At 66.7% G+C, this 24,563-nt stretch carries 21 protein-coding genes; 12 read left to right on the top strand and 9 right to left on the bottom strand.

Features of this window, described 5'->3' with window-relative positions; translation table 11 throughout:
• Positions 1–210: 210 nt before the first annotated feature.
• The 3 genes from NX780_RS13825 to NX780_RS13835 form a co-directional block, all read right to left on the bottom strand.
• On the bottom strand, positions 211–3,414 hold the full coding sequence (locus NX780_RS13825; RefSeq protein WP_258828451.1) for an efflux RND transporter permease subunit: 3,204 nt from the start codon (positions 3,412–3,414) through the stop codon (positions 211–213).
• A 12-nt stretch (positions 3,415–3,426) separates the two neighbouring features.
• The gene (locus tag NX780_RS13830; RefSeq protein WP_258828452.1) at positions 3,427–4,590 is read right to left on the bottom strand and encodes an efflux RND transporter periplasmic adaptor subunit; all 1,164 of its coding nucleotides are present in this window, start codon (positions 4,588–4,590) and stop codon (positions 3,427–3,429) included.
• A 267-nt stretch (positions 4,591–4,857) separates the two neighbouring features.
• Complete coding sequence (locus NX780_RS13835; RefSeq protein ID WP_258828453.1) at positions 4,858–5,277, bottom strand: divergent PAP2 family protein; 420 nt, start codon at positions 5,275–5,277, stop codon at positions 4,858–4,860.
• A gap of 148 nt (positions 5,278–5,425) precedes the next feature.
• Here NX780_RS13835 and NX780_RS13840 point away from each other — a divergent pair, with 148 nt between their 5' ends.
• Both NX780_RS13840 and NX780_RS13845 read left to right on the top strand, forming a co-directional pair.
• Entirely contained in the window at positions 5,426–6,472 is a 1,047-nt protein-coding gene (locus tag NX780_RS13840) for a DUF475 domain-containing protein (RefSeq protein ID WP_258828454.1), read from the top strand.
• A gap of 111 nt (positions 6,473–6,583) precedes the next feature.
• Positions 6,584–7,000: a DUF8785 domain-containing protein gene (locus NX780_RS13845; RefSeq protein WP_258828455.1), complete on the top strand. Its 417-nt coding sequence runs from the start codon at positions 6,584–6,586 to the stop codon at positions 6,998–7,000.
• A gap of 54 nt (positions 7,001–7,054) precedes the next feature.
• Here the strand turns inward: NX780_RS13845 and NX780_RS13850 are convergent, their stop codons facing one another.
• Positions 7,055–9,415: a coiled-coil domain-containing protein gene (locus tag NX780_RS13850; RefSeq protein WP_258828456.1), complete on the bottom strand. Its 2,361-nt coding sequence runs from the start codon at positions 9,413–9,415 to the stop codon at positions 7,055–7,057.
• Positions 9,416–9,521: 106 nt separating this feature from the next.
• Entirely contained in the window at positions 9,522–10,514 is a 993-nt protein-coding gene (locus tag NX780_RS13855; protein WP_258828457.1) for a serine/threonine protein kinase, read from the bottom strand.
• A 131-nt stretch (positions 10,515–10,645) separates the two neighbouring features.
• Between NX780_RS13855 and NX780_RS13860 the strand changes: the two genes are divergently transcribed.
• Positions 10,646–11,332, top strand: coding sequence for a UPF0149 family protein (locus NX780_RS13860; protein ID WP_258828458.1), 687 nt, complete (start codon positions 10,646–10,648; stop codon positions 11,330–11,332).
• A gap of 65 nt (positions 11,333–11,397) precedes the next feature.
• Here the strand turns inward: NX780_RS13860 and NX780_RS13865 are convergent, their stop codons facing one another.
• Positions 11,398–12,522 (bottom strand): HPP family protein, encoded by a 1,125-nt coding sequence (locus NX780_RS13865; protein WP_307732838.1) that lies wholly within the window; start codon positions 12,520–12,522, stop codon positions 11,398–11,400.
• Between the two features lie 160 nt (positions 12,523–12,682).
• Here NX780_RS13865 and NX780_RS13870 point away from each other — a divergent pair, with 160 nt between their 5' ends.
• Positions 12,683–13,636: an MBL fold metallo-hydrolase gene (locus NX780_RS13870; RefSeq protein ID WP_258828459.1), complete on the top strand. Its 954-nt coding sequence runs from the start codon at positions 12,683–12,685 to the stop codon at positions 13,634–13,636.
• Here the strand turns inward: NX780_RS13870 and NX780_RS13875 are convergent.
• Both NX780_RS13875 and orn read right to left on the bottom strand, forming a co-directional pair.
• Positions 13,620–16,043 (bottom strand): hybrid sensor histidine kinase/response regulator, encoded by a 2,424-nt coding sequence (locus NX780_RS13875; protein ID WP_258828460.1) that lies wholly within the window; start codon positions 16,041–16,043, stop codon positions 13,620–13,622. The two genes, NX780_RS13870 and NX780_RS13875, sit on opposite strands and share 17 nt — an antisense overlap.
• Before the next feature lie 101 nt (positions 16,044–16,144).
• Entirely contained in the window at positions 16,145–16,729 is a 585-nt protein-coding gene (orn, locus tag NX780_RS13880) for an oligoribonuclease (RefSeq protein ID WP_258828461.1), read from the bottom strand.
• Positions 16,730–16,803: 74 nt separating this feature from the next.
• Here orn and NX780_RS13885 point away from each other — a divergent pair, with 74 nt between their 5' ends.
• The 6 genes from NX780_RS13885 to NX780_RS13910 all read left to right on the top strand — a co-directional run bounded on the left by NX780_RS13885 (position 16,804) and on the right by NX780_RS13910 (position 22,165).
• A complete protein-coding gene (locus NX780_RS13885; protein ID WP_258828462.1) occupies positions 16,804–18,066 on the top strand; it encodes a M48 family metallopeptidase in 1,263 nt (420 codons plus the stop codon).
• Complete coding sequence (locus NX780_RS13890) at positions 18,063–18,395, top strand: 4a-hydroxytetrahydrobiopterin dehydratase (RefSeq protein ID WP_258828463.1); 333 nt, start codon at positions 18,063–18,065, stop codon at positions 18,393–18,395. The genes NX780_RS13885 and NX780_RS13890 overlap by 4 nt, the downstream gene beginning before the upstream one ends.
• On the top strand, positions 18,392–19,294 hold the full coding sequence (gene rsgA, locus NX780_RS13895) for a ribosome small subunit-dependent GTPase A (RefSeq protein WP_258828464.1): 903 nt from the start codon (positions 18,392–18,394) through the stop codon (positions 19,292–19,294). Before NX780_RS13890 ends, rsgA begins: the two co-directional genes overlap by 4 nt.
• Positions 19,295–19,475: 181 nt before the next feature.
• Complete coding sequence (gene argF / locus NX780_RS13900; protein ID WP_258828465.1) at positions 19,476–20,399, top strand: ornithine carbamoyltransferase; 924 nt, start codon at positions 19,476–19,478, stop codon at positions 20,397–20,399.
• Positions 20,399–20,797, top strand: a complete 399-nt coding sequence (locus tag NX780_RS13905; RefSeq protein ID WP_258828466.1) for a VOC family protein — start codon at positions 20,399–20,401, stop codon at positions 20,795–20,797. Before argF ends, NX780_RS13905 begins: the two co-directional genes overlap by 1 nt.
• A 135-nt stretch (positions 20,798–20,932) precedes the next feature.
• Complete coding sequence (locus NX780_RS13910) at positions 20,933–22,165, top strand: argininosuccinate synthase (RefSeq protein WP_258828467.1); 1,233 nt, start codon at positions 20,933–20,935, stop codon at positions 22,163–22,165.
• 114 nt (positions 22,166–22,279) lie between these two features.
• Here NX780_RS13910 and NX780_RS13915 read toward each other — a convergent pair whose 3' ends face one another.
• On the bottom strand, positions 22,280–23,206 hold the full coding sequence (locus NX780_RS13915; RefSeq protein WP_258828468.1) for an IS1595 family transposase: 927 nt from the start codon (positions 23,204–23,206) through the stop codon (positions 22,280–22,282).
• 118 nt (positions 23,207–23,324) lie between these two features.
• Here NX780_RS13915 and NX780_RS13920 point away from each other — a divergent pair, with 118 nt between their 5' ends.
• Both NX780_RS13920 and NX780_RS13925 read left to right on the top strand, forming a co-directional pair.
• Positions 23,325–23,687 (top strand): YkgJ family cysteine cluster protein, encoded by a 363-nt coding sequence (locus tag NX780_RS13920; protein ID WP_258828469.1) that lies wholly within the window; start codon positions 23,325–23,327, stop codon positions 23,685–23,687.
• Between the two features lie 92 nt (positions 23,688–23,779).
• Positions 23,780–24,520, top strand: a complete 741-nt coding sequence (locus NX780_RS13925; RefSeq protein WP_258828470.1) for a M48 family metallopeptidase — start codon at positions 23,780–23,782, stop codon at positions 24,518–24,520.
• Positions 24,521–24,563 lie beyond the last annotated feature (43 nt).

Genomic DNA, 24,563 nt, shown 5'->3' on the forward strand with positions numbered 1-24,563 from the left:
CGGGCCCCGGGAATTCCGGCCCTGCCGGAAAACGCTTCCTGCCGCTGTACTCTCGCATCCCTGCTTCGCGGATGCAGCGATCGCCAGCCTTTCGGCTGGCTTTTGTTTTGGCGCCGGCGTGTCGGCTTGCCGGCGCGGAACCAAAAAAAACGGCCAGCATGCGCTGGCCGTTTGCATTCACCGGGGCTGGCGACCCGCACCCGCCGGACCTCAGGCCGGCATCGCCTTGACGCGGCGGCCGGTTGCCAGGCGGCCCAGCCACAGGATGAAGCGGAACACGGCGCGCACCAGCACCAGGGTCAGGATCGCTTCCACGAAGGTCAGCAGGAAGGCGACCAGCACCGGCTGGCGTGCTGCGCGGCGGTTGAACTTCGCATACATGCGGTCGCGGGCGATCTCGATGCTGTCGTAGAAGGTCGGCACGACCAGCAGCGTCAGGAAGGTCGAGGTGATCGTACCGCCGATGATCGCGATGGCCAGCGGCTGGTAGAACTCGCCCGAGTCGCCCAGGGCCATCGCCACCGGCAGCATGCCGGCGATCAGCGCGAAGGTCGTCATCAGGATCGGACGCAGGCGCTTGCGGCCGGCAGCCATCAGCGCTTCCTCGCGGTCGACACCCTGCTTCTCCAGCTCACGCGCCGCGTCGAGCAGCAGGATCGCGTTCTTGGCGACCAGGCCCATCAGCATGATGACGCCGATCAGGCTCATCAGGTTGAGGGTGTTCTTGGTCAGCAGCAGGGCCACCACCACGCCGATCAGCGACAGCGGCAGCGACAGCATCACGCCCAGCGGGGCCGTGAAGGAACCGAACTGCATCACCAGGATCAGGTACATCAGACCGATACCCGACAGCAGCGAGATGCCCATGGCGGTGAACACTTCCTGCTGGTCCTGGCCGGCGCCGCCCAGCTTCAGGCCATAGCCCGGCGGGAAGTCGAAGGTCCTGGCCAGCTTCATGGCGTCGGCGGTGACTTCGCCAGGCGAACGGCCCTGGGCGTTGGCGGACACCGTGATCATGCGCTCGCCGTCGCGGTGGCGGATGCCGGCCGGACCCTTGCCCATGGTGATGGTGGCGATCTGCTCCAGGGGCACCATCATGCCGGTGCCGCTGACGGAGATCGGCAGGCGCTCGATGTTGTCGGTGCTGACGCGGTCGTCCGGGTGCAGGCGCACGGCGACGTCGCGGGTCTCGTTGCTCGGGTCGACCCAGTCGCCCACTTCGATGCCGGCGAAGGCCACGCGCAGCGACTGGGCGGCGTCGTTGATCGAGATGCCCATGGCGTTGGCCAGGCCGCGGTCGAGCACGATCTGCAGCTCGTTCTTCGGATCCTGTTCCGACAGGGTGACGTCGACCGCGCCTGGCACTTCACGCAGCTTTTCCATATAGGCCGTGGTCAGTTCCATCAGCTTGCGCGAATCGGGGCCGGTGAACTGCACCTGCACGGGCTTGCCGCCGCCGCTCAGGTCGTCGATCACGGTGTACTCGGCGCCCACCAGGCGGCTGATCTTCTCGCGCAGTTCGACCGCGATCTCGGAGGCGGTGCGGTCACGCGAACGGCGCTTGCCGATGTCGACATAGACGCGGCCGCCGCTCAGGTTGGCGTAGCTGTTGGTATCCTCGGTCTCCGGGATCTGGCGCGCCAGCTCGGCCGCCGCTTCCACCTTGCGGCGCGAGTATTCCACGCTCGACGAAGCCGGGACGCGGATGTCGACCATGATGGCGCCGTGGTCGGCCTTGGGTAGGAAGCTCGAGCCGCCCCAGGCCCAGTGCAGGGCGATCGCGCCAATGAAGCTGAGCACGGCGATGGCGGCCATCCACTTGCGATGGTGCAGCGCCCACTCGATCACGCGGCCGTAGCGTTCGGCCTGGTGGTCGAACCAGTGGTTGAAGCGGTCGAGCATGGCGCCCAGCCCCTTCTTCGGTGCGCTATGGTGGCCCGGCGGGTCGCCCCAGTAGGCCGACAGCATCGGGTCGAGGGTGAAGGAAATGAACAGCGACACGATCACCGAGCAGGTCACGGTCAGCGCGAAGGGACCGAACCATTCGCCCGAGATGCCCGGCATGAAGGCGACCGGGATGAACACGGCCATGATCGAGAAGGTGGTCGCGGCCACGGCCATGCCGATCTCGGCGGTGCCTTCCAGCGCCGCGGTGCGGCGGTCGGAACCCATTTCCATGTGGCGCACGATGTTTTCGCGCACCACGATCGCATCGTCGATCAGCACGCCGATGGCGAGCGACAGGCCGAGCAGGGTCATGAAGTTCAGCGTGAAGCCGCACAGCCACACGGCGATGAAGGCGGCCAGCACGGAGGTCGGCAGCGACAGCGCGGTGATCAGGGTCGAACGCCAGGAGTTCAGGAAGGCGTAGACGACGAAGATGGTCAGGATCGCGCCCAGCACCAGGGCTTCGATCACGTTGTTCAGGCTGCTCTGGGCGTCTTCGCCGCCGTCGCGGGTGACTTCCAGCTTGGTGCCTTCCGGCAGTTCCTTGCTGACTTCCTCGACGACCTTGTGCACTTTCTTGGCCAGCGACACGGTCGAGGCGTCACGGGCACGGGCAATCTGGATGCCGACGTTCGGTTTGCCGCTGCGCATCGACAGGCTGTTGATGTCGGCGTAGCCGTCCTTGATCTCGGCAACCTGGTTCAGGCGCACGATCTGGTCGCCGTTGCGCTTGACCACGACCTGCGAGAAGTCTTCCGGACGCTCGATGCGGCCGACCAGGCGGATGCCCTTCTCGTCCAGTTCGCTGCGCAGCTTGCCGACCGGCGCATTGGTGTTCTGGGTGCGCAGGGCGTTGGCCACGTCGGATACCGACACGCCGAACTCGCGCAGCTTCTCGGCGCGCAGCAGGACCGACAGTTCGCGGCGCAGGGCGCCGTTGACGGTCACGGTCGAGGCGCCTTCGATGGCGCGGAAGCGGTCGGCCAGCACGTCTTCGGCATAGCGCGAGATTTCGGCGTGGCTCTGCGTGCTCGAGGACAGGGCCAGCTGCATTACCGGCTCGGCCGTGGTGTCGACGCGGCGCAGGATCGGTTCGCGCATCTCGACCGGTAGCTTGTAGCGCACCGCGGCGATGGCGTTGCGCACGTCGTCCGAGGCTTCGATCAGGTTGCGGTCGAAGTCGAATTCCAGCTGGAGCCAGACGCCGCCCTCGTAGGAGTTGGAATTGACCTCGGTGACGCCCTGGACCGCCAGCAGCTGCTTCTCGATGCGGTTGGTGATCTCGCGCTCGGCCGTCTCCGGCGAGGCGCCCGGATACGGGATGTCGACCGAGATCATCGGCAGTTCGACGTCCGGGTTCTGGTTGACCTTCAGCTTGGACAGGGCCAGCAGGCCCATCGCCATCATCGCGACGATCAGCACGACCGTCGCGACGGGTTTCTTGACACTGAAATTAGAGAGGAACATTTATTGTTTTCCTTATTTCCCTTGCACAGCGCTGCCGGCGGCGCTGGCGACGCGGGCAGTGGCCATTTCGACCTTCTGGCCATCCTTCAGGTTCGAGGTCGGGGCGCGCAGCACGATGTCGCCCTGGGCCAGGCCCTGCTTGACTTCGAGGTTGCCGGTGCGCGGATCGCGGGCGCCGACCACCAGGTCGACTTTACTGAGGGTCTTGTCCTTGATGCGCCAGGTGTAGGCCTTGTCGCCGGACTTGACGACCGCCGCTTCCGGCAGCATCAGGGCATTGGTCGACTGGGCGTCGACACGGCCTTCGGCGTACAGTCCGGCCACTTTCGGCTGGGCCTTGTCGGCGAACTCGATCAGGACTTCGACCTGGCGGGTGATGGCGTTGGCGGCCGGGTCGATGCGCTTGACGATGCCGGCGAACTGCTGCTCGCCGTAGCCGTTGACGCGGAAGTTGACCTTCTGGCCGACCTTCACGGTGGCGATCGAATCGGCCGAGACGCGGCCTTCGAAGCGCATGCTGTTCGGGTCGATGACCTTGACCAGTTCCTTGCCGATGTTGGCGGTGTCGCCATTTGACACCTTGCGCTCCGAGACGATGCCGTCGAACGGTGCGCGCACCACGGTGCGGGACAGCTGCTGGCGGGCGGTGGCGGCGCGGCTCTTGGCGGCCGACAGTTCGCTCAGGGCGCTGTTGCGGCGCACTTCGGCTTCATCCAGGCCGACGGCCGATGTCATGCCGGAGGCGCGCAGGGTCTTCATGCGCTCGAGCTGGCGGCTGGCCTGGTCGAGGGCCTGGCTGGCCGCGCGCACGGCTTCGTCGGCGGAGGAGACGGTGTCGCGGATCGCGGTTTCGTCGAGGCGCACCAGTACGTCGCCGCGCTTGACCGGCTCGCCGTTCTCTTTCAGGACCTGCAGCACGACGGCCGAGACTTCGGCGCGCAGGTCGGCCTTGCGCTCCGGCTGGATCGAACCGGTGACGACCGGGCCGCTCGACAGGATGTCACTCTGGATGGTCAGCACGTCTTCCGGTGCGACCTGCAGCTGCGTCGGACGCTTGTCCTTCGAATCGGCCTTGGCGGCCTGTGGCGCCCCTTCGGCGCCCGGCTTGGCGGGCTCCTTGCTGCAGGCGGCGAGCGCCGAGGCCAGGGCAAGGACGAGTAGTGTTTTGCGCAGCATGTGGTTCTCCAGAGAATGGACTCAGTTTGAAGGCTGTGAAAAATGCAATTTTTCACAGCCTCGTATTCTTTTAAAGGTGCGAATATGAACAGCCAGCGCGCAGTATTCAGTAGTGCCCTGGGGGCGTCAATTGACGACTCTGCATACTGCGGAAATCGAGGGATGAAATGCGGTATGACGCGACGAACTGCATACGGTATGGATGAAATGCGTTCGATTCCGGACAGGGCGGACGTCCGGCTGTCCGCCCATCTATTAACTAAAAGATCATGCTCCGAACAGGGCGTGGATCAGGAAGCCCATGCCGATGCCGGTGGCGATGCCGCCGCCGATCTCGACCAGGGTGTGGCCCATGCGCTCGCGCAGGACGATGTGGCCGACGGTATCGCAGGCCAGCTTGTTGATCGCGGCCGCCTGGCGCCCCACGTGCTGGCGCAGGCTGTTGGCGTCGATCATGACGATGAAGGCGAGCGTCACGGCGACGCCGAAGGCCGGGTGGCCGATGCCCTCGCGCAGGGCGATCAGGGTGGCCATGCTGGTGACCACCGAGCTGTGGTTGCTGGGGAAGCCGCCGTTGCCTACCAGGTTGAAGGCCCAGCGGCGCTGGCGCGCACTGGTGATCAGGAACTTGATCGGGCCGACCACCATCCAGGTCAGCACGGGTGTGACGAGATACGCGAAATCCATTGTCTCTTCCAGGTGAATTAATGCCGGCCAGAATTATCTCAGAAGCAAGCCTGAACAGATACATTTTCCAGAGGCATTCTCGCGCCGCCGCTGGGACCGGAACGTTACTATGTTGGTAATACACACGAACACGAATACGGGAGTCTTTATGCGGCATTTCCGCTTGTCGATCGGGGTCACGGTCATCCTGATGGCGCTGGCCGGCTGGTGGGGCTACGAGCATGGTGGCGTCGGCGGTATGCTACAGGCCTTGTGGATCACCGCGGTGCTTGGCGTATTGGAAGTGTCGCTTTCTTTCGACAATGCGGTCGTCAATGCCTCCGTGCTGCGCGGCTGGAATGAGTTCTGGCGCAAATTGTTCCTTACCGTCGGCATCCTGGTGGCCGTCTTCGGCATGCGCCTGATTTTCCCCCTCGTGATCGTCTCGGCCGCGACCGGCCTGGGCCTGATCGAGGTCTGGCACATGGCGATCGACAATCCCAAGGAGTATTCGCGCCACCTCACCGAGAAGCACGCCGAGGTGGCGGCCTTCGGCGGGGCCTTCCTGATGCTGGTCTTCCTGAACTTCCTGTTCGACGAGGAGAAGGAACTGCACTGGCTGGGCTGGATCGAGGAAAAGGTGGGCAAGTACGGCACCGAGGGCCTGGCCATCCTCCTGACGCTCTCGGCGGTGTGTGGCGCCATGTACCTGATGGAACCGGCGCGCAAGCTCCCGGTGCTGATCGCCGGCGTCAGCGGCGTGCTCGTGTATATCGGCGTGCAGTGGATCAGCGGCCTGCTGGAAAAAGAAGAAGAAGACCCGGCAGTGGGCAAGATGATCGCCCAGGGCAGCATCGGCGGCTTCCTCTACCTGGAAGTGCTGGACGCCTCCTTCAGCTTCGATGGCGTGATCGGCGCCTTCGCCATCACCAACGACGTCGTCATCATCATGCTCGGGCTGGCCATCGGCGCCATGTTCGTGCGTTCGATGACGGTGTTCCTGGTCTACAAGGGCACGCTCGACGAATTCGTCTTCCTGGAACACGGGGCGCACTACGCGATCGGCATCCTGGCCGTGATCATGTTCGCCAGCGTGCACTACCACATTCCCGAGTGGTTCACGGGACTGTCGGGGCTGGCCTTCATCCTGGTCTCGCTGTGGTCCTCGGTGCGTTACCGGCGGCGCATGGAGAGCGAGGGACGTGCGCCCGCATAGTGTCTGCCAGGCAGGGCATTTTGCTATTCAGCCCAGACATGGCAGAATGTGCGCGGCCGCTCTGCTGCCATCCTGACAACTCTCTTTGATTCTTTCACTACATACCGCGCCATGCCCAAGACCATGCCGAAACGCGCCACCGCCCTCCTCCTGTCCGCCCTCGCCGCCATCGTCGTGCTGTTCGGGCTGTACACCTGGTTCACCCTGAGCTGGTCGTATTCGGAAGGCGAACGGGCGGGCTACCTGCAGAAGTTCTCGAAGAAGGGCTGGCTGTGCAAGACCTGGGAGGGCGAGATCCTGCTGTCGAGCATGCCGGGCGCCATTCCCGAGCGCTTCGCCTTCACCGTGCGCGACGAGGCAGTGGTCAGGCAGCTGCAGAACGCCATGGGGCAGCGGGTGCAGATCTCCTACGAGCAGCACGTCGGCGTGCCGACCTCGTGCTTCGGGGAGACGGAGTATTTCGCGACGAAAGCGAGCACCGGGCCGGTCAATCCGGTGGCGCCGAGCCAGGCCGGCGCCACCCAGTAATACGCTTCGCATATCGTTACACCATCACTGATATGCCCAGCATATCAGTGATGCTTAATCCTGCTCGTTCTTTCTCTGGCTGGCGATCACGTCGGCCAGGCGTGTCACCGCCTGGGTTGCCGAGGCCGGCTGCTTGAAGCGCCCCAGGACCTCGCGCGTGATGTTGACCGAGGCCACCCGGTGCTCGGCTTCCGCCTTGCGTTCGCCGATCGCCTTCTCGGTCGCGGCCAGTTCTCCGCTGTGCTCGTCGAAACGCTGGGCTTCCAGGTCGGCCAGTTCCTTGCGCGCCTCCATCATGCGCTGGGTGGCCTGGGCGGCCTTGCGCTGCATGTCGGCGTGGCGCTGGGCGTGTTCCAGCAGGGCGCGCTGGGCGTCGCGCTTCTCGACCGCCGCCTGCAGGCCGGCCAGCTCGGCCGCTTCGCGCTCGCGCGCCAACCTGGCCTGCTCTTCCTCGGCATCCGCCCTCGCCTGCGCCGCCTGGGCGGCGGCCTGCTCGGAGGCCAGGCGCGCCGCAGCGGCCTCGCTGGCGCGGGCGTCGGCCTGGGCCTGCTGGCGCTGGGCCTCCAGCTTGCGTTCGACCTGGGCCAGCGATTCGCGCGCGGCTTCGGTGCTCGATCGCTCGGAAGCGATCGCAGCTTCCGTCAGGTCGAGCTGACGGCGCTCGGCCGCGGCGCGCTCGGCCTGGGCAGCCGCCAGTTCCACGGCTTTTTTCGCCTGGGCGCGCTGGGCCGCGGCGGCCGCTTCCGCATGTTCCGCCTCCTCGATGGCGGCGCGCGCCTGCTCGCGCTGGGCCGCCAGGGCCGCCTGCTGCGCGGCTTCGGCGCGGCGTTCGGCCTCGAGCTGTTCGCGCAGCTGGGCCGCCGTCTCGCTCGCCGCGCGGGCGCGGCTTTCCGCCGCCTGGGCCAGCGCGCGCTCGGCCTGCAATTGTTCTTCCTCGCGTTTCACGGCCGCTTCCTCGGCCGCGACGCGCTCGCGTTCGGCCAGTAGCCGCCGCTCGGCGCCTTCGGCGCGGCGCTGCGCGGCTTCCTCGGCCTGGGCCCTGGCCGCGGCCTGCTCGCGCACGGCCGCCATCGCCGCTTCCTCTGCCGCGTTTTCCCGGGCTTGCGCCTCGGCCACTTCACGCGCCAGGGCGGCGCGTTCCTCGGCCAGTGCGCGCTGGCGCTGTTCTTCCCCGGCCTGGCGGCGTGCCGCTTCCAATGCCGCTTCGTCGGCCGCCGCGCGCTCGCGCGCATGCGCCGCCGCGACGGTCTCGGCCTCCAGCCGCGCCTGGGCCTGCTGGCTCGCCTCTTCCTCGGCGCGGGCGCGCTCCTCGGATACCTCGCGCAGCTTGCGGTCGGCCTCGATGCGCGCCTCGGTGGCGGCGATGATGCGGTTCTCGGCCTCGCGCCGCGCGGCCGCGCTGGCGGCAGCCATCTGTTCCATGCGCTCGCGGTGGGTGGCGGCGTCGCGTATTTCCTTTTCGGTTTCCAGGCGCATGCGCAGCGACTGGGCGGCGACGCGCTCCGATTCCGCCTGGGCCAGCGCGATCGCTTCGCGCTCCTGTTCGATGTGGGCCAGGGCGCGGGCTTCTTCCAGCGCCCGCGCCTCGGCGGCCGCACGCGCAAACGCCGCGGTGAGCGCCACCTGGTCGGCGCGTTCGCGCTGCTGGGTCAGTTCCAGCGCCTCGGCTTCGGCCTGGGCCAGTTTCTCGGCGGTCTGGCGGGCGCCCCGTTCGGCGCGCTCGCGCTCGCGCGCCAGGATCGCCACGCGCGCATCGGCGCTGGCGTTGTGCAGGACTTCTTCCTTGGCCGCTTCCACGGCGGCCATGCGCTCGGCCGCCTGCAGGCGCGCCTGTTCGGTCTGGGCCAGCAATTCCTCGGCGGCCTTGGCCGCCTGGGCCGCCATCTCGGCCTGGGCCTCGACCTGGGCGGCGGCGCGGCGCCGCGCTTCTTCTTCGGCACGGGCGCGCGCCTCGGCGGCCATGCGGGTTTCGGTATCGTTCTGGAGGCGGGCGCGCAGCTCGGCGGTTTCCTGGCGAATCGCTTCCAGGCGCTCGTTCGATGCCTGGGCGGCGGCGCGCAGCGATTCCAGGCGGTCGCGGTTGGCGGCGATCGCTTCCTCGGAAGCCTGGGCATTTGCCAGGGCGGCGGCGGTCGCGGCCGCATCCATGGCGGCGCGTTCCTCGGCCAGCGAGCGGGCGCGGCTCTCGGCATGGGCGCGGCTCTCGGCGGCGACATTCGCCTTGGCCTCGGCCTCGACGCGCGCGATGGCCTCCTGGATCTCGCGCATGTCCATCGGCGCGCGGCCGGCGGGTTTCGGAGCGGCGGGCTCCTCGTCAGCCGCCGGCGGCACGACGCTTCCTGCGTGGGACGTGCGCGTAGGCGAAAGGTCGATCGTGAAATCGGAATCGTCGGGCTGGGGCTTGATGGGTTCCATGCTCATTCTCGGAATTGGACTGCGTCGATGTGATTATCCGGCAAATCCGGCGCGCACGGCACGCCGAACTGGACGGTGAAATCCGGGCAATTCCTCTTATTCAATATCACACCGGCCAGAGCGGCGGCTCGTCCATCAAGGCCACCTGCTCGCGCAGCTCGAGGATGCGGTCTTGCCAGTAACGCTGGGTGTTGAACCAGGGGAAAGCCTGCGGGAAGGCGGGATCGTCCCAGCGCATCGCCAGCCAGCAGGAATAATGGATCAGGCGCAGGGTGCGCAGGGCTTCGACCAGGTAGAGCTGGCGCGGGTGGAACTCGCAGAAGTCCTCGTAGCCGGCCAGCACGTCGGCCATCTGGGACACCATCTCCTGGCGCTCGCCGGAGAGCAGCATCCACAGGTCCTGCACGGCCGGGCCCATGCGGCTGTCGTCGAAGTCGACGAAGTGCGGGCCGTCGGGCGTCCACAGCACGTTGCCGCCGTGGCAGTCGCCGTGCAGGCGCAGCAGCGGCAACTCGCCCGCGCGCTCGTAGCAGCGCGCCACCCCGTCCAGGGCCTGCTCGACCACGCTGGACCAGGTCGCCAGGAGCTCGGGGGGAACGAAATCATGGCTGCGCAGCCAGTCGTAGGGCTCGCGCCCGAAGGTCTGCGCATCCAGCGTCGGCCGATGTTCGAAAGGCCGCGCGGCGCCCACCGCGTGGATGCGGCCGATGAAGCGTCCGATCCACTCCAGCGTGGCCGGGTCGCCCAGCTCGGGCGCGCGTCCGCCGCGGCGCGGGAAGACCGCGAAGCGGTAGCCGGCGGCCAGGTGCAGCGTGCGCCCGTCGATGAGGGAGGGCGGCACCGCCGGGATCTCGCTCTCCGCCAGCTCGGCGATGAAGGCGTGCTCCTCGAGGATGGCGGCATCGCTCCAGCGCTGCGGGCGGTAGAACTTGACCACCACCGGCGGCCCCTCTTCCATGCCGACCTGGTAGACGCGGTTTTCGTAGCTGTTCAGGGCCAGCAGGCGGCCGTCGCCGTACAGGCCGACGCTTTCGACCGCCTCCAGCACGGTTTGCGGGTCGAGGCGCTCGAACGGATGGGCCTGGCTCTTCGTTTCCATAGACGGTTTCTCCATCCGCCCATTGTAAGCGCCGCCCCCTCCCTCCTCCTAATGCGGGCGCATCACGTTTTCCGTGCTTCGCCGGTCCGCAACGGTTACACTGGCGCCTTCCAACGCAACATGAGCCTCACATGCATCTCGACGAACCCCTCACCGACAAAGAATTCGACGACCTCGACCAGTTCCTGCTGTCCGACCGCTCCCCCGAGGATGCGATGACCATGGACACCCTGCACGGCTACCTGACCGCGATCGCGATCGGTCCGGAAACCATCATGCCGGCCGAGTGGCTGCCGCGTGTCTGGGGCGAGGATGGCAAGCAGGCGCCGAAGTGGAAGAATCCGAAGGAAGAGCAGCGCATCATCAACCTGATCATGCGCTTCATGAACGAAGTCCTGATCACCTTCGAAGCCGCGCCCAAGGAATTCGAGCCGCTGTTCTGCGAGCACGACATCGACGGCGACACCCTGATCGACGCCGAAGCCTGGTGCTGGGGCTTCTGGGAAGGCATGGAACTGCGCCCCGGTTCCTGGGAAAAAATCTGGTCGTCCGACGTCGCCGAACTGATGCGCCCGATCTACCTGCTGGGCGCCGACGAGATCGAAGAATCGGAACTGGCGGAAGTCGAAGACCCGAAGAAGGCGCACCAGCTGGCGCTGGAGATCGAAGCCAACATCCCGGCCATCTACCGCTACTGGCTCCCGCTGCGCAAGGGCGCGGTCGAGACCGTCAAGCGCGACGAGCCGAAGGTCGGCCGCAACGACGACTGCCCTTGCGGCAGCGGCAAGAAGTACAAGAAGTGCTGCGGCGCCGAATGATCTTGTAGGGTGGTCGGCTCCGCCGACCGCGCGTTCAAACGCGGGCTGCGCAGCCCGCTCGCAACTCAGGCAGCCGTTTCCAGCACGTCCCCACCCAGCCCCGCCAACAAATCCTGGGGCCGCACGATCCCGGTGAGGCGCCCCTCGGCGTCCACCACATACACCTGCTGCGCCCCGTCATGGAAACGCGCCAGCAGCGCCGCCAGCGGCGCATTGTCCCGCAGCGCCACGAATTCCATCTCGACCAGGCTGCCCACGGTCGGCGCCGTATCGCGGCCGAACAGCAGCGCCGTCGCCCGCCGCGCCCGCGCCGGCAGCGGCCGCGTCGCCGCGCCGCCGACCGCCACCAGGGCCGCCATGCTCAGCACACCGACCGGCCGCCCCTCGCTGTCGAGCACCGGCAGCGCCGGCTCGCCATGGCGCAGCAGCAGCGCACGGGCCGCCGCCAGCGGCATCTCCGGACTCAGGGTGGCCGGCAGCGGATGCGCCACCGCGCCGCAGGTCTGCTGGCGCGCCCGGCGCTCGGCGGCGCGCTGTTCGGTGTCGGCCAGGATCGAGGCCAGGTCGTCGCGGCTGACGTCGAGCGTCTCGCCATAGTTGTCCAGCGCCGCGTCCAGGTCTTCGCGCGCGAACCCCGCCTTCTGCTCGGGCGGGCGCACTGCCGGCTGCACGTGCGGATAGCGGTGTCCCGACAGATTGTTCCAGGCGACGGCGCCCAGCACCATCAGCACCGAATTCACGCCCACGGGCGCCAGGGCAAACCACAATCCCGCCTTCTGTACCGCCGCGCCGCCCAGCACCGCGGTGACGGCCACCGCCCCGCCCGGCGGATGCAGGCAGCGCAGCGCGGCCATCGCGGCGATCGCCAGGCCGCCCGCCAGCGGTGCGGTCCACAGGGGATCGCCCAGCTGGACACAGGCGGCGCCGACCAGGGCCGAGACGACGTTGCCGCCGATGACGGGCCAGGGCTGGGCCAGCGGCGCAGCCGGCAGGCAGAACAGGAGCACTGCCGAGGCGGCCATCGGCGCGACCAGGTAAGGCAGGGCCGCGGCGAAGGTGCCGCCCAGGGCGGCGCGGGTCACCAGGGCGGTGGCCAGGAGGGCCAGCAAGGCCCCCAGGGCGGAACGCGCCTGGCCGGAGAATGTGGCGGGTCCGGCCGGGCGCAGGCGCCGCAGCCGCTGGAGCAGCATGGAGAACATGGACAGGAAATGCAGCAAATGAGCCCGCCATTACACCACAGCTTGCGCGATTCTGCCCGAGGTGAGTGGCGAAGAGCATTCCACGGTGCAATCATGTAGGATATGCAACCCAAGCGGCCGCTGCCGCAGACCACAACAACAAGGACCCGCGATGAACATCCAACAACGAACCCTGTCCACCCTCGCCGCCGCCGTTGCCGCACTGTGCATCGCCACCCCCGCCCTCGCCGCCGCCCCCATGGCCAAGACCCCGGCCCCCGGCTGGTCGCGCATGATGCTGGGCCAGTTCGAAGTCACCCCGCTGTCGGACGGCACCGTCGACCTGCCGGTCGACAAGCTGCTGGCCCAGGATCCGAAAAAGACGCAGGCGACCCTGGCCAAGGCCCACCTCAAGCCCATGCTGGAGACCTCCGACAACGCCTACCTGATCAACACCGGCAACAAGCTGATCCTGATCGACACCGGCGCCGGCTCCTTCTTCGGCCCGACCCTCGGGAAACTGGTCGCCAACATGAAGGCCGCCGGCTACAGCCCGGAACAGGTCGACGAGATCTATCTCACCCACTTCCACGGCGACCACGCCGGCGGCCTGGTGAAGGATTCGGCGGCCGTGTTCAGCAAGGCCATCGTGCGCGCCAACAAGGTGGAATCGGACCACTGGCTGAGCCAGGCGAACATGGAGAAATCCACCGACAAGGACACCTTCAAGGGCGCCCAGGCCGCCCTTGGCCCCTATGTGAAGGCCGGCCGCTTCAAGGCCTTCGAGGGCAGCGTCGAGCTGGTCCCCGGCATCCGTTCGAACCCGACCGGCGGCCACACCCCGGGCCACACCAGCTACCTGGTGGAAAGCGGTGGCCAGAAGCTGCTCGTGATCGGCGACCTGATCCACGTTGCCGCGGTGCAGATGGAAAACCCGGCCGTGACGATCGACTTCGACGGCGACCAGAAAGCCGCAGCAGCCACCCGCAAGAAGGAATTCGACGCCGCGGCCAAGGGCGGCTACCTGATCGGCGGCGCCCACCTGCAGTTCCCGGGCATGGGCTACCTGCAGACCGAAGGCAAGGGCTACAAGTTCATCCCGGTGAACTTCACCCAGATGCGCTGACCCCGTCCAGCAGGCGCGCCAGCGCCTCGAAATCCACCGGCTTGACCAGGTGATGCTGGAAGCCGGCGGCGAACGCGTCCTCCCGGTCCTGCTGCTGGCCGTAGCCGGTGACGGCCACCAGCACCGCATTCGCGGTTTCCGGCTGGGCGCGCAGGCGCCGCGCCAGTTCGCGGCCGTCCATCTCGGGCAGGCCGATGTCGAGCAGGCAGACGTCGGGCGCCACGCTGCGCGCACGCGCCAGAGCGCGCAGCGAGTCGTGTTCGATCACGACTTCGTGGCCATGCGCGGCCAGCAGCAGGCCGAGGGTCTCGGCCGCGTCCACATTGTCGTCCACCACCAGCACGGTCAAGGCGCCCTCGCGCGCCGCCGGCGGTTCCGCCGCGGGCGGCGCAGCGTCCCCCGGTAGCGCGTCGCGCAGCAGCGGCAGCGTGATGACGAAGGTGCTGCCCATGCCCGGGCCGGGGCTGGAACAGCTCACCATCCCGCCGTGCAGCTCGACCAGGTTGCGCACCAGCGCCAGGCCCAGTCCCAGCCCTCCCTGCGAGCGGTCCGACGAGCGCTCGGCCTGGGTGAACAGGTCGAACACGCGGCTGGTGAGCTCCCGGTCCATGCCGATGCCCTCGTCGCGCACGCTGATCACCAATGCGTCGGAGCGCACCTCGGCGCGCAGGTCGATGCCGCGTCCCTCCTGCGTGTACTTGGTGGCATTGCCCAGCACGTTGGCCACCACCTGCACCAGGCGCGCCTTGTCGCCCTCGACCGTCGCCCAGGGGGGCGGCAGGTGCACGGCCAGGCGCTGGCGGCGCGCCTCGATGCCGGGACGCACCTGCTCGACCGCTTCCTGCACCACGACACGCGCCCCGACCCGGGCGCGCTCCAGAGTGATGAGGCCGCGCGTGACGCGCGAGACGTCCAGCAGGTCGTCGACCAGGCGCGTCATGTGGCGCACCTGGCGCCCGATGATGCTGCTGCTCTGGCGTACGCGCGCTTCGTCGCCGCTGCCGATGCGCAGGAGCTCGGCGGCGGCGCTGATCGGCGCCAGGGGATTTCTCAGCTCGTGGGCCAGCATGGCCAGGAACTCGTCCTTGCGGCGGTCGGCCTCGACCAGCTTTTCCTCGGCCAGCTTGCGGTCGGTGATGTCGCGGAAGAAGGACGCGATGCCGCCATCCGGCATCGGATAGGCACGTACCTCGGTCCAGACACGCTGGCCGTCCGGGTAGGTATGCGCGTAGATGGCGCCGGAGGCGACCCGGGTCTGCATCACCTCGCGGTACATGCGTCCCGCATCCATGTCCAGCGTGTGGGGGAACACTTCCCAGTGATTGCGCCCGATGATCTCCTGCGCCGTGGCGCGGCACAGGCGCAGGCCTTCGGCGTTCATTTCGATGATCGTCCAGTCGGCGTCGAACAGGGCGAAGCCTTCGGCGATGGTGTCGAAGATGTTGCGGCTGCGGTCGCGCTCGGCGCGCAGTTCGGCCTGGGCGCGCGCCGTCTCGACAGCGGACCAGGTGCGCTCGGCCACGTCGCGCGCCAGCTGGATATCGTCCTCGCTCCAGTAGCGCGGTTCCGGGCAGTCGATGCCGAGGCAGGCCCGCAAGCGCCCGGATTTCACCAGCGGCACGACCAGCAGCGAGGCGATGCGGTCCGCGATATAGGCGCTGCGGTAGCCCATGGTGCGCACGTCGTGCGCGGTATCGTGGATCCGCACGACGTCGCCGGCGCGCAGGGCGCTGCCCACGGCCGGGCCGAATTCGTCCAGGCTAAAGGAAGGTTGAGAGAGCGCCCGGCCGTCGCGTGCCCACCAGCGCGGCACGGAAAAGCGCCCGCTCGCCTCGTTCATCTCGGCATACACCACGCGGCCCGCATGCAGCTCGCCGCCCAGCAGGGCGCTGGCGATGGCGATCACCTCTTCGCTCGAGGCGAGCGGACGCAGGGCGTCCGACACGGTCAGCTCGAAGGCCGCGCGCCGCTCGGCCGCGACCCGGCGCGTGGTTTCCATCACGGTGCAGAACAGGCCGGCGACCTGGCCGTCGTCGCCGATCAGCGGCGCATGCGAGAAGGTGAAGTGGGCGCGTTCCGGATGGCCGCGCCGCTCCACGGTCATCGGCATGTCCTCGAAATACACGGGCTTGCCGGACAGCGCGCGATCGATCAGCGGCACCATCTCGTTCCAGACCTCGGCCCACAGGTCGGCGAAGCGGGCGCCCAGCGCGCGGCCGTGCTTTTGCCCGAGCAGGGGCACGTAGGCGTCGTTGTAGAGGAAGACCAGGTCCGGCCCCCAGGCCAGGAACATGGGGAAGGCCGAGTGCAGCATCATGTCCACCGCGGTGCGCAGCGAGCCCGGCCAGCTTTCCCGCGGGCCGAGGGTGGTCTGGGCCCAGTCATGACGGCGGATGCGCGCGTGCATGCCTTCCCTGTCCACGAACCCGCTATGTGATGGTTGAGCCATGGACCGATTGTCTCACAAAGATTGCCTATCAGTCACATTTGCCTGACAGGCAACTTTGCTTACAGCTTGATGAAGTGCTCGCGGTAGTAGCGCAGCTCTTCGATCGACTCGACGATATCGGCCAGTGCGGTGTGCTTCTGGTGCTTCTTGAAGCCGGAGGCGAGCTCGGGCTTCCAGCGGCGGCACAATTCCTTCAGGGTGGACACGTCCAGGTTACGGTAGTGGAAGAAGGCTTCCAGCTTCGGCATGCCGCGCGCCATGAAGCGGCGGTCCTGGCAAATCGAATTGCCACACATCGGCGACTTGTTCGCCGGGACGTACTGCTTGAGGAAAGCGATCAGTTCCTGCTCGGCCTGCTCTTCCGTCACGGTGGAGGCCTTGACGCGGTCGATCAGCCCCGACTTGCCGTGGGTGCCCTTGTTCCAGTTGTCCATCTTGTCCAGGGTCTCGTCCGACTGGTGGATGGCGAACACCGGGCCTTCGGCGATGATGTTCAGCTCGGGGTCGGTGACGACCACGGCCACTTCGATGATGCGGTCGGTATCCGGGTCCAGGCCCGTCATTTCCATGTCGAGCCAGACCAGGTTGAATTCATTCGGACGCGCGGGCGCGGCGGCCCCTTCGGTTTGTGTAGCTTGTGACATAATTCTCTCTTTGCTTTATTAGGACTGCGCTGAGCGTTCTAGATAGTAACCCTGCATTTTCTCACAGGCACAGCATGTCTTCACTCGGGTTTTCGCTTTTGTTCGTGGTTTTCTTTGCGCTGACGCTCGGTCTGCGCTTCTGGCTGGCCGGCCGGCACATCCGGCACGTGCTGCGCCACCGCGCCAGCGTGCCCGCCGAGTTTGCGCCGAAAGTCCCGCTCGCGGCGCACCAGAAGGCCGCCGACTACACGGTGGCCAAGACCCGCCTCGGCATCGTGTCGCTGCTATGGGGCGGCGTGGTGCTGATCGGCTTCACGCTCCTTGGCGGCCTGCAGGCCCTCTCGACCGCCCTGCTGCCGGTGACCGGCCCCGGCACCCTGCACCAGATGGCGCTGGTGGTGGCCTTCGCGGTTCTGTCAGGCCTGCTCGACCTGCCGCTCGACTGGTACCGCCAGTTCGTGCTCGAGGAACGCTTCGGCTTCAACAAGATGACGCCCGGCCTGTGGGTGGCCGACATGGTCAAGGGCGCCCTGGTGGGAGCAGTGATCGGCCTGCCGCTGATGTGGGTGATCCTGGCCCTGATGGAGAAAAGCGGCGACCTGTGGTGGCTGTGGGCCTGGTGCGTATGGAGCGGCTTCCAGCTCCTGATGATGGTGCTGTACCCGACCGTGATCGCGCCGATGTTCAACAAGTTCACGCCGCTCGCCGACGTCTCGCTGAAAGAACGCATCGAAGGCCTGATGGCGCGCGTCGGCTTCGCCTCCAAGGGCCTGTTCGTGATGGACGGCAGCAAGCGCAGCGCCCACGGCAATGCCTATTTCTCGGGTTTTGGGGCCAACAAGCGCATCGTCTTCTTCGACACCCTGCTCTCGCGCCTCGAGCCGCAGGAGATCGAAGCGGTGCTGGCGCACGAGCTGGGCCACTTCAAGCTCAAGCACATCATCAAGCGCATCGCCGTGATGTTCGCGCTGTCGCTGGGCTTCCTGGCCCTGCTGGGCTACCTCAAGACGCAAGCCTGGTTCTACACGGGCCTGGGCGTGACGCCGATGATGGACGCGTCCAACGACGGCATGGCCCTGATCCTGTTCGCCCTCGTGCTGCCGATCTTCACCTTCGTGCTCGCGCCCCTGAATTCGATCACCTCGCGCAAGCATGAATTCGAAGCGGACGCCTTCGCGGCCAAGCACACCGACCACCGCGACCTGGTCTCGGCCCTGGTCAAGATGTACGAGGACAACGCCTCGACCCTGACGCCGGACCCGCTGTATTCAAGCTTCTACGATTCGCACCCGCCGGCCTCGGTGCGGGTGAATCACCTGAACATGGCGGCCGCATGAGCCTTCTCGACCAACACAGCGTGCACGGCGCGCCGGCCCTCGCCGCGGACGCGATCCCGGCCCTGCTGGCCCAGGCGCCGCTCTGGCAAGCCAAGGGCGGCACGATCGCGCGCGAATTCACCTTCCGCGACTACCGCGAGACCATCGCCTTCGTGAATGCCGTCGCCTGGCTGGCCGAGGGCGAGAACCACCACCCCGAATTGAGCGTCGGCTACCGCCGCTGCCTGGTGGCCTACACCACGCATTCGGCCGGCGGCGCCCTGTCCATGAACGATTTCATCTGCGCGGCCAAGGTGGATGCGCTGTATGCGCAGAGGGCGGGTGCATGAGCGACCGCATTGACAACCTCGCCGGCACCATCATCGCTGCCCACGGCCGCCACTACCTGGCCGATGCAAGCGGCGAGAAGCTGCAGTGCGTCACCCGCGGCAAGAAGACCAATGTCGCCGTCGGCGACGTCGTGCACCTGAAACGCACGTCGAACGACCAGGCCGTGATCGAGAAGATCGCCGACCGCACCACCCTGCTCTACCGCTCGGACCAGTACAAGTCGAAGCTGCTGGCCGCGAACATCACGCGCCTCTTCATCGTCGTCGCCACCGAGCCGAGCTTCGCCGACGACCTGGTTTCCCGCTCGCTGGTGGCGGCCGAGGCGGCCGGCATCGAGGCCCACATCATCCTGAACAAGGTCGACGTCGAAGCGCCCCTGGCGCGCGCCCGCGAACGGGCGGGCCTGTATGCGGCGCTGGGCTACCCGGTGCACGAGCTGTCGGCGCGCGCGCAGCCCGAGCAGGCGGTCGCGACATTGACCCCGCTGCTCACGGGCCAGTCCTCGATCTTCATCGGCCAGTCGGGCATGGGCAAGTCCTCGCTCATCAACCTGCTGGTGCCGGACGCCGACATCGCCGTGCGCGAGATTTCCGAGGCGCTGGACACCGGCAAGCACACGACGACCTTCACGCGCCTGTACTGGCTTCCCGGCGGCGCCTCGATCATCGATTCGCCGGGCTTCCAGGAATTCGGGCTCTACCACCTGACGGAAGGGATGCTGGAACGGGCTTTCGTGGAGTTCAAGCCCTACCTGGGCGGCTGCAAGTACTACAACTGCCGCCACCTGGCCGAGCCGCAGTGCGCGGTGCTGGGGGCGGTGGCCGATGGGAAGATCGCGAAGATGCGGCACGAGCTGTATGCGCAGCTGCTGCACGAGTCCTCGCAGACTTTGTATTAATGTAGGGTGGTCGGCTCTGCCGACCGCGCGTTCAACGCAACGATGCGAACACGCGCACGAGCCTGGATACGGGATTTGAACGCGCGGTCGGCGAAGCCGACCACCCTACGAAACCCCGCTTTCCCTAGCGTCAAGCAAAAGCCCTTATAATCGTATGGATACCAGCAAAGCGAACGACGCCATGGCAGCACAACCTATCAAGCATTTCCTGCAGTTTTCCGATTTCACCTTCGATGAATTCGAATACGTCATCGAGCGCGCGAAGGTCATCAAGCGCAAGTTCAAGGCCTACGAGGTCTACCACCCGCTGGTCGACCGCACCCTGGTGATGGTGTTCGAGAAGAGCTCGACCCGCACCCGCCTGTCGTTCGAGGCCGGCATGCACCAGCTGGGCGGCGCCGCGATCTACCTGAACACCCGCGACAGCCAGCTGGGCCGCGGCGAGCCGGTGGAAGACGCCGGCCAGGTCATGTCCCGCATGTGCGACATCATCATGGTGCGCACCTTCGGCCAGGAGATCATCGAGCGTTTCGCCGCGCACTCGCGCGTCCCGGTGATCAACGGCCTGACCAACGAACACCACCCCTGCCAGGTACTGGCCGACATCTTCACTTTCTACGAGCACCGTGGCCCGATCGCCGGCAAGACGGTCGCCTGGATCGGCGACGCCAACAACATGCTGTACTCCTGGCTGCAGGCGGCCGAGGTGTTCGGTTTCCACCTGAACGTCTCGACCCCGAAGGGCTACGAGATCGATCCGAAGCTGGTCTCCACCAAGCGCTTCACGCTGTTCGACAACCCGCTTGATGCCTGCGAAGGCGCGCACCTGGTCAGCACCGACGTCTGGACCAGCATGGGCTACGAGAAGGAAAACGCCGAGCGCCTGCAGGCCTTCGACGGCTTCATCGTGGATGCCGCCAAGATGGCGCGCGCCACCCCGGACGCCCTGTTCATGCACTGCCTGCCTGCGCACCGCGGCGAGGAAGTCGCGGCCGAAGTCATCGACGGCCCGCAGTCGGTGGTCTGGGACGAAGCCGAGAACCGCCTGCACGTGCAGAAGGCCCTGATCGAATACCTGCTGTTAGGCCGCATCGAGGATAAATAATGATCGACCACACCGGCGTCATCGTCTCCGATTTCGAACGCAGCCGCGCCTTCTACACGCAGGCGCTGGCGCCGATCGGCTATGCGCTGCTGGCCGAGATTCCGGCCGCCGTCACGAAGAGCACCGATGTCGCCGGTTTCGGCGAGCCGCCCAAGCCGGATTTCTGGATCTCGGGCGCCACTGCGGACAAGCCGGTGAACCATCCGCCGGTCCACGTCGCCTTCCGGGTGGCGAGCCGGGCGCACGTGGACGCGTTTTATCAGGCCGCGCTGGCCGCCGGTGGCCGCGACAACGGTGCGCCGGGCCCGCGTCCGCATTATCATGAGCACTATTACGGCGCCTTCGTGCTCGACCCCGACGGCCACAACATCGAAGCCGTCTGCCACGCGCCTGTGTAAGATTTTTTTCAACCCTGAAGCACCCACGACCTTATGTTTGATCGTCTGCCCGTCCGTCCCAGCATTGCCGCGACGGACTCCCCATGGGCCGGCTGACCATTTAGTCCCCACCTCCCTCCCATCACTGGAACATCCATGAGCGACATTAAAAAAGTAGTCCTCGCCTACTCCGGCGGCCTCGATACCTCGGTCATCCTCAAATGGCTGCAGGATCACTACAACTGCGAAATCGTCACCTTCACCGCCGACCTCGGTCAAGGCGAAGAGCTGGAGCCGGCGCGCGCCAAGGCGATCAAGTTCGGCATCAAGCCGGAAAACATCTACATCGACGACGTGCGCGAAGAATTCGTGCGCGACTTCGTGTTCCCGATGTTCCGTGCCAACACCGTCTACGAAGGCGAATACCTGCTGGGCACCTCGATCGCGCGCCCGCTGATCGCCAAGCGCCTGATCGAGATCGCCAACGCAACCGGCGCCGACGCCATCTCGCACGGCGCGACCGGCAAGGGCAACGACCAGGTGCGCTTCGAACTGGGCGCCTACGCGCTCAAACCCGACGTCAAGATCATCGCTCCATGGCGTGAATGGGACCTGCTGTCGCGCGAGAAGCTGCTGAAGTATGCGGAAGACGCCGGCATCGAGATCGACATGAAGCACAAGAACGGCGGCGCGCCCTATTCGATGGACGCCAACCTGCTGCACATCTCCTTCGAAGGCCGCCACCTGGAAAACCCGAGCGCGGAAGCCGAGGAATCGATGTGGCGCTGGACCGTGTCGCCGGAGCAGGCGCCGAACGAAGCCGAGTACCTCGACATCGAATACGAGCAGGGCGACATCGTCGCGCTGAACGGCAAGCGCATGTCGCCTGCCGAAGTGCTGACGGAGCTGAACCGCCTGGGCGGCAAGCACGGCATCGGCCGCCTCGACCTGGTCGAGAACCGCTACGTCGGCATGAAGTCGCGCGGCTGCTATGAAACCCCGGGCGGCGCCATCATGCTCAAGGCCCACCGCGCGATCGAGTCGATCACCCTGGACCGCGAAGTGGCGCACCTGAAGGACGACCTGATGCCGCGCTACGCTTCGCTGATCTATAACGGCTACTGGTGGGCGCCGGAGCGCGTCGCGCTGCAGACCCTGATCGACCACACCCAGAAGACCGTCAACGGCTGGGTGCGCGTGAAGCTCTACAAGGGCAACGTCATCGTCGTCTCGCGCGACTCGAAGACCGATTCGCTGTTCGACATGAACATCGCCACCTTCGACGAAGACGGCGGCGCCTACAACCAGGCGGACGCGGGCGGCTTCATCAAGCTCAACGCGCTGCGCATGCGCATCGCCGCCAAGGCACGCGCCAAGCGCGGCCAGTAAGGGCGCATCGCCCTCATCAAGAGCCACCTCCGGGTGGCTTTTTTCATGGCTGTGTTCGCGTTAATTATGCTCTCGCAGCTGCCTTCACGATGCTTGTCGTACCGCAGTGCACAGCTACTGCGCTGGCGTACGCAACGCTTGCGCGTCCAGTAATCGCCGCCATCCCGAATAGTTCGCCAGGTAGCGGCTGGCCACACCCTTGAAGCGCACGAGCCAACCCTTGAAGCGGCTGTGCCAGCCATTCACGTTCTGGATGTGGATCGCGCCGCGTGCGCGCCGCCCAGCCCGGACATTGACGGGCTCGTGCGTGATCCCGGCGTCGGCGGCAAACCGGACATAAGCCGCGGCGCCATCGCTGATGAGCAGCCCGTCGTGGGGCAGTACCGGTTGCAGGCAACTGCGTAGTTGCGGCGCGGTCACGGGACCCCGTCCCGTATGAAAATCCAGCGTCGCGCCGCTGCGGTCACGCGCCACCAGCAGGCAATCATGCTCGCGCTTGATGCCGCGCCGACGGGCAACGCCACCACGCTTTCTCGGCGGGCGCGTCAGGCTGCGCGATCCCTTCTGCGATTCCAGCCGGTAGGTTTCGTCGGCCTCGACGATTGCCGAGAGGATAGCCGGGCGATGGCGCGCGGCGCCCGGCGCGAACCGGTGGCGCCAGCGAAAGCTGGTGGTGCGATGCACGCCGGTGGCGCGCGCCGCGTCGCGCACGGTGCGCGATTCCAGCAAGCACTGGATATAGGGCAGCCAGCACTCGCGCTTGCGCAGCCGGGCCAGTGGCGTGCCGGTCAGCGCATTGAAGGAACGGTGGCAAGCCAGGCAGCGAAAGCGCTGCAGGCCGCTGGCAAAGCCAAACCGGTGCAGGCGAGCGCAAGCACAATGCGGACATGGCCGGCCTACCGCGGCCGCTTCGATGAGCGCCAGGCACTCGGCCGGGTCGCGGATGCTGTCGACCCACTCGCGCAGCCGGGCCAGATCGGTGCTGGACAGTGGCGCTGCGGACAGGCAGGCGAATAATTCGTCGAAGCTCAGGCTTTGCATCGTCACTCCGGATGAGTTAACTCGACGATGCGTAAGACATCGACAACGGCATCCGGTTCACCCAATTAGCGCGAACACAGCCTTTTTCATGGGCGCGGTTTTGCTAATATCGTTCGCCATGAGCGATCTCGGTGACAATCCCTGCCTGGACTGCGGCGCCTGCTGCAAGTCGTTCCGCGTGTCCTTCTACTGGGGCGAGGGCGCGACGCTTGGCCTGCCCGACAGCCTCACCGAACAGCTGACGCCGCACATCGCCTGCATGAAGGGGACGAACGCATCGCAACCCCATTGCGCTGCCCTGGGCAAGGGGGATGCGGGTCCGATGGCCTGCGGGGTCTACCCGCACAGGCCGAGCCCCTGCCGCGATGTGGAGATCGGCGACGAGAAATGCCAAAGGGCGCGGGCGCTGCGCGGTCTCGCATCCGTAGAAGCCAGTGTCAGGTGCGCGATGAACCCTACCCTCACGTCATCCATCAGTTGACGATAGTCAACGGGTATGCAATCGCTCATTTCCACTGAGCCATTCCATGCCATGCTCCGGGGTTTCCCACCTTCCTTTGGAGGACGCGCCCCATGAAGAAGCTGACGAAGTCCGCTGTTGTCCTTGCCTTGTCGGTCTGCACGGCTCATGTCCACGCGGTCGACCTGAAAAGCCTGCGCAGCATCGGCACCGACCTTGCCAAGGCCGCTTCGCTGAGCGACGAGCAGATCGTCGAAGGATCGCGCGACATGATGGCGCAGATGGACCGCCAGAACCAGGTCGCGCCGGCCGGCAGCGAGTACGCCAGGCGCCTGGCCAGGCTGACCCAGGGGCTCGAGAACGAGGATGGACTGAAGCTGAATTTCGCCGTCTACATGAGCGACGAGGTCAATGCCTTCGCCACGCCCGACGGCAGCATCCGCGTCTACAAGGGGCTGATGGACATGATGACGGATGACGAACTGCGCGGCGTCATCGGCCACGAGATCGGGCACACCAAGCTGGGGCACAGCAAGTCGCAGATGAAGAACGCGCTGCTGGTCTCCGCCGGGACCAAGGCGGCCGGCGTCGCGGGCGGTTCGGTCGGCAAGGCCGTTGCCGCCAACGCCAGAACGATCGAAGCTTTCGCGAACGCCCAGTTCTCGCAAAAGGACGAAACGGCATCCGACGACTACGGCTTCGACTTCATGCGCAAGTACAAGCACGATCCGGCCGCGCTGGCCTCGGCCTTCCGCAAGCTGGCCAAGCTGGGCGGCGGCGACTCCCTCATGTCGAGCCACCCGGAACCGGCCTCGCGCGCCCGCCGGGTGGAAGACAGGCTGGCGAACAGGTGACAGGCGGCCTGGTGCGGGCGGCAGGCCCTGCTGCGCGCCGCCC

It is taken from the genome of Massilia agri, from assembly GCF_024753255.1.
Lineage (GTDB): Bacteria > Pseudomonadota > Gammaproteobacteria > Burkholderiales > Burkholderiaceae_D > Telluria > Telluria agri.

Coding starts and splice junctions, on each gene's coding strand:
- NX780_RS13825 (WP_258828451.1), bottom strand. CDS start 3,414: ATGTTCCTCTCTAATTTCAGTGTCAAGAAACCCGTCGCGACGGTCGTG.
- NX780_RS13830 (WP_258828452.1), bottom strand. CDS start 4,590: ATGCTGCGCAAAACACTACTCGTCCTTGCCCTGGCCTCGGCGCTCGCC.
- NX780_RS13835 (WP_258828453.1), bottom strand. CDS start 5,277: ATGGATTTCGCGTATCTCGTCACACCCGTGCTGACCTGGATGGTGGTC.
- NX780_RS13840 (WP_258828454.1), top strand. CDS start 5,426: ATGCGGCATTTCCGCTTGTCGATCGGGGTCACGGTCATCCTGATGGCG.
- NX780_RS13845 (WP_258828455.1), top strand. CDS start 6,584: ATGCCCAAGACCATGCCGAAACGCGCCACCGCCCTCCTCCTGTCCGCC.
- NX780_RS13850 (WP_258828456.1), bottom strand. CDS start 9,415: ATGGAACCCATCAAGCCCCAGCCCGACGATTCCGATTTCACGATCGAC.
- NX780_RS13855 (WP_258828457.1), bottom strand. CDS start 10,514: ATGGAAACGAAGAGCCAGGCCCATCCGTTCGAGCGCCTCGACCCGCAA.
- NX780_RS13860 (WP_258828458.1), top strand. CDS start 10,646: ATGCATCTCGACGAACCCCTCACCGACAAAGAATTCGACGACCTCGAC.
- NX780_RS13865 (WP_307732838.1), bottom strand. CDS start 12,522: ATGCTGCTCCAGCGGCTGCGGCGCCTGCGCCCGGCCGGACCCGCCACA.
- NX780_RS13870 (WP_258828459.1), top strand. CDS start 12,683: ATGAACATCCAACAACGAACCCTGTCCACCCTCGCCGCCGCCGTTGCC.
- NX780_RS13875 (WP_258828460.1), bottom strand. CDS start 16,043: ATGCACGCGCGCATCCGCCGTCATGACTGGGCCCAGACCACCCTCGGC.
- orn (WP_258828461.1), bottom strand. CDS start 16,729: ATGTCACAAGCTACACAAACCGAAGGGGCCGCCGCGCCCGCGCGTCCG.
- NX780_RS13885 (WP_258828462.1), top strand. CDS start 16,804: ATGTCTTCACTCGGGTTTTCGCTTTTGTTCGTGGTTTTCTTTGCGCTG.
- NX780_RS13890 (WP_258828463.1), top strand. CDS start 18,063: ATGAGCCTTCTCGACCAACACAGCGTGCACGGCGCGCCGGCCCTCGCC.
- rsgA (WP_258828464.1), top strand. CDS start 18,392: ATGAGCGACCGCATTGACAACCTCGCCGGCACCATCATCGCTGCCCAC.
- argF (WP_258828465.1), top strand. CDS start 19,476: ATGGCAGCACAACCTATCAAGCATTTCCTGCAGTTTTCCGATTTCACC.
- NX780_RS13905 (WP_258828466.1), top strand. CDS start 20,399: ATGATCGACCACACCGGCGTCATCGTCTCCGATTTCGAACGCAGCCGC.
- NX780_RS13910 (WP_258828467.1), top strand. CDS start 20,933: ATGAGCGACATTAAAAAAGTAGTCCTCGCCTACTCCGGCGGCCTCGAT.
- NX780_RS13915 (WP_258828468.1), bottom strand. CDS start 23,206: ATGCAAAGCCTGAGCTTCGACGAATTATTCGCCTGCCTGTCCGCAGCG.
- NX780_RS13920 (WP_258828469.1), top strand. CDS start 23,325: ATGAGCGATCTCGGTGACAATCCCTGCCTGGACTGCGGCGCCTGCTGC.
- NX780_RS13925 (WP_258828470.1), top strand. CDS start 23,780: ATGAAGAAGCTGACGAAGTCCGCTGTTGTCCTTGCCTTGTCGGTCTGC.